Consider the following 3,587-nt stretch of genomic DNA (forward strand, 5'->3'; position numbering starts at 1 on the left):
ACCGCAGACCTCGCTGCCGCGCCGCTGCTCGCCGCGCGCCTTGCGCCGCTGCTGCGCCGGGATGGCGAGGGCTGGCGCGCCCTGCTGCTGCCGGCCGAAGCCATCGATGCCGCCGCGCTGCGTGCCGCCGCCGCGACGGTGCCGGGATTGATGGTGATCGACATCAAGGTAGAGACCGAGGCGTTGCTGGCCGACGGCGTTGCGACGGCGCTGCGCTGGGGGGCGGCGGGCGGCGTGCTCGTGCTGCTGCTGCTCGGCGCCGGGCGCGGGCTCGCGGGCGGTCTGCGCATCGCCGCGGCACTCGCCGGCGCGCTGCTGCTGACCTTCGCCACGCTTGCTGCGATCGGGGAACGGATCACGGTGTTCCACCTGACCGCGGCGCTCTTGCTGGCGGGCGTCGGGCTGGACTATGCCTTGTTCATGTCTCGTTCCGGGATGGAGGAAGGCACGGACGATGCGGCCCGCGCGCTCGGTTCCATCCTCACCTGCATGCTCACCACGTTGCTGACCTTTGGCCTGCTCGCGCTCTGCCGCACGCCCGTGCTGCACGCGACGGGGCTGACCGTCTGCCTCGGCGTCGCCAGCGCCTTCCTGCTCGCCTGCACCCTGGCGCCGCGACGGGGTGCGCCCAGGTGAGGCGCATGTTCCCGCTCGCCATCCGCGCCATCACGGCGACCTCAGCCATGGGCGTCGGGCGCGCAGCGACGGCGGCGGCGTTGCGCGACCGGCGCGGCGGCCTCGCCCCCTGCGACCTGCCGGGCATGCCGGCGGGCATCTGGATCGGCCGGGTGCGGGAAGCCGAGGCGATCGAACCCCCCGCGCCACTCGCCGACTTCGCCTGCCGCAACACGCGGCTCGCTGAACTCGCGCTGCGCCAAGACGGGTTCCTGGCGGCAGTGGAAGCGGCGCGCGCGCGGTACGGGGCGGCGCGCATCGCCGTGGTGCTCGGCACCTCCACCTCCGGCATCGAGGAGACGGAGCGCGCCTGGGTGCGGCGCGGGCCGGACGGCGCGCTGCCGGCCTATGACTTCGCGCGCACGCACGATCTGCACGCGCTGCCGCGCTACGTGCGCGCGCGGCTCGGGCTGGCGGGTCCCTGCGTGTCCATCTCCACTGCCTGCACATCCGGCGCGCGCGCCTTCCTCGACGCGGCGGCGATGATCGCGGCGGGGCTGGTCGATGCCGCGGTGGTGGGGGGGGCGGACACACTCTGCCGGCTGACGCTGCACGGCTTCGGCTCGCTTGAATTGCTGGCGAAGGGCCCGACGCGCCCGTGTGCCGAGGACCGCGACGGCATCAGCATCGGCGAGGCCGCGGCCTTCGCGCTGCTGGAACGCGCGGGCCCGGGCGACGCAGGCGGGATCGGGCTGCTCGGCGCCGGCGCGTCCTCCGACGGGCACCATATGTCGTCGCCGCATCCGGACGGGCATGGCGCGGTCGCAGCGATGCGCGGGGCGCTCGACAGCGCGGGCCTGCGGCCGGAGGCGATCGGCTACGTCAACATGCACGGCACCGGCACGCGCGCGAACGACGCGATGGAGGATCGCGCCATCGCGACGCTGTTCGGCGCCGCCGTGCCCTGTTCCTCCACCAAGGGCTGGAGCGGGCACACGCTCGGCGCCTCCGGCGCGCTGGAAGCGGCGATCGCGGCGATCTGCGTCGAGGACGGTCTGGTGCCCGGCTGCCTCGGCGTGGAACGGCCCGACCCCGCCTTTGCGTCCGGCATCGCGGTGGCGAACCGCGCGGCGCCGATCGACCTGGTGCTGTCCAATTCCTTCGGCTTCGGCGGCAGCAACTGCGCCCTGGTGATCGGGCGCCTGCCGTGACGCTCGCGGTCGGCATCGCGGGGATCGGCCTGCTCGGGCCGGGCCTGCCCGGCTGGACGGTGTCGCGCGCCATGCTCGCCGGCGCCGCGCCCTTCGAGTCCGCGCCCGTGGCCATTCCCGCCCCGGCCTTGCTGCCTCCGACCGAGCGCCGCCGCACCGGGCCCTCCGTTCGCCTCGCGCTCGCGGTGGCGACGGAGGCGGTGCAGGAGAGCGGCATCCCGCCCGAGGAACTCGACACGGTCTTCGCCAGTTCCAACGGCGAAGGCCAGGTCATCACCGGCATCCTCGAGGCGCTGCACGCGGCGGATGGCGCCATCTCCCCCACCCAGTTCCACAATTCGGTGCACAATGCCGCCGCGGGCTACTGGGGCATCGCGGTCGGGTCCTCGCGGCCGTCGGTTAGCCTCGGCGGGCATGACCAGGTGTTCGCCACGGGGCTGATGCAGGCGGCGGTGCAGGTGGTGGCCGGCGGCGCGCCGGTGCTGTTCGTTGCGCACGACGTGCCGCTGCCGCCGCCGCTCGATGCGCTGCGCGCGACGGCGGCGCCCTTCGCCGCGGCGCTTGTTCTGACGCCGCAGCGCGCCGCGCATGGGATGCTGCGGCTCGTGCACGGTTCCGGCGCGGTCGAGGAGCCACCGCTGCCCGCGGCGCTGGATGCCGTGCGCGCGACGAACCCGGTGGGGCGCGCGCTGCCGCTGCTCGTGGCGCTGGCATCCGGGCGGTCCGCGTCCTTCCGCCTCGCGCTGCTCGAGGATTCGCACCTCGTTGTCGAGGCCACGCCGTGATGGCGCTGCCCGCGACGCGCGCGGCGATCGCGCGGCTGGTCCCGCACCAGGGCGCGATGTGCCTGCTCGAACGGGTCGACGCCTGCGACGCCGTCGCCATCGCCTGCAACTCCGGCACGCATCGGGATCCGGCCAATCCGCTGCGCCGCGACGGCGTGCTGCCGGCCGCCTGCGGGCTGGAATACGCGCTGCAGGCGATGGCGCTGCATGGCGCGCTGACGGCGGGCGCCGCACAGGGGCCGGGCTTCCTGGCCGCGCTGGCGGGGGTGGAGTTGGCGGTGGAGCGGCTCGACGACATCGCGGACACGCTGACGGTGCGGGCGGAGGCGCTGGCGCAGGAGAGCCGCGGCTTCATCTACCGATTCGAGGTCTCGGGCTGCGGCCGGGCGCTGCTTGCCGGCCGCGCGACGATCCTGCTGGCATGAGCGCGCCGCCGAAGCGCCTCGGCGTGCTGCTGGAATCGGGCGGGCATGCGCGCGCGCACTACGCGCTCGTGGTTGCCGCCGGCGCGGCTGCGCTGGGGCGGGATGTGACGCTGTTCGCGACCAACCTGGGCTGCCTGCTGTTCGCCGAGCCCTGCCCGCTGCTCGAGGATGCGCGGGAACCGGCCATCGTTGCGCGCGGCGTGGCCGGTATCGCCACGCTGCTGGCGGCCTGCGGCGAGATCGGCGTGCGCCGCATCGCCTGCGAGGCCGGGCTGAAGGCGGAAGGCCTGGCGGGGATGCCGCTGGCGCCCGGGGTCGAGGTGGCGGGCATCGCGACCTTCCTGGACGCGGTGGGCGACGGCCAGATCGTCACGCTGTAGCGGCGATGCTTGACCCGACCTCGGGCGAAGGGGGAGACAGGTCGCCATGATCCGCGCCGCGCAGTTGACTGGCCAGGCGGTGCGCGCGGTGTTCGACACGGACGGCCCGGCGCTGCGCGCGCAGGGGATCACCTTCGATGTGGCGCTGCTGCTGGGCGGGCAGATCGGCGG

The 3,587-nt window shown here is 74.8% G+C and carries 5 protein-coding genes; all 5 read left to right on the top strand.

Annotated elements, in window-relative coordinates; genetic code table 11:
- Nucleotides 1-636 (top strand): MMPL family transporter (locus HW577_RS22555; RefSeq protein WP_198378360.1); only part of this gene is annotated, 636 nt, incomplete at its 5' end.
- 5 nt (nucleotides 637-641) lie between these two features.
- On the top strand, nucleotides 642-1,826 hold the full coding sequence (locus tag HW577_RS22560; RefSeq protein WP_198378361.1) for a beta-ketoacyl-ACP synthase: 1,185 nt from the start codon (nucleotides 642-644) through the stop codon (nucleotides 1,824-1,826).
- On the top strand, nucleotides 1,823-2,611 hold the full coding sequence (locus HW577_RS22565) for a beta-ketoacyl synthase chain length factor (RefSeq protein WP_198378362.1): 789 nt from the start codon (nucleotides 1,823-1,825) through the stop codon (nucleotides 2,609-2,611). The genes HW577_RS22560 and HW577_RS22565 overlap by 4 nt, the downstream gene beginning before the upstream one ends.
- A complete protein-coding gene (locus HW577_RS22570) occupies nucleotides 2,611-3,036 on the top strand; it encodes a hotdog family protein (RefSeq protein WP_198378363.1) in 426 nt (141 codons plus the stop codon). The genes HW577_RS22565 and HW577_RS22570 overlap by 1 nt, the downstream gene beginning before the upstream one ends.
- A complete protein-coding gene (locus tag HW577_RS22575; protein ID WP_198378364.1) occupies nucleotides 3,033-3,416 on the top strand; it encodes a DsrE family protein in 384 nt (127 codons plus the stop codon). Before HW577_RS22570 ends, HW577_RS22575 begins: the two co-directional genes overlap by 4 nt.
- Nucleotides 3,417-3,587: the final 171 nt, after the last annotated feature.

This window comes from Neoroseomonas rubea (assembly GCF_016106015.1).
In the GTDB taxonomy this organism is placed as follows: Bacteria; Pseudomonadota; Alphaproteobacteria; order Acetobacterales; family Acetobacteraceae; genus Neoroseomonas; species Neoroseomonas rubea.

Bases quoted from the DNA above. Each gene is read 5' to 3' on its own strand.
- HW577_RS22560 (WP_198378361.1), top strand. From the start codon at position 642: ATGTTCCCGCTCGCCATCCGCGCCATCACGGCGACCTCAGCCATGGGC.
- HW577_RS22570 (WP_198378363.1), top strand. From the start codon at position 2,611: ATGGCGCTGCCCGCGACGCGCGCGGCGATCGCGCGGCTGGTCCCGCAC.
- HW577_RS22575 (WP_198378364.1), top strand. From the start codon at position 3,033: ATGAGCGCGCCGCCGAAGCGCCTCGGCGTGCTGCTGGAATCGGGCGGG.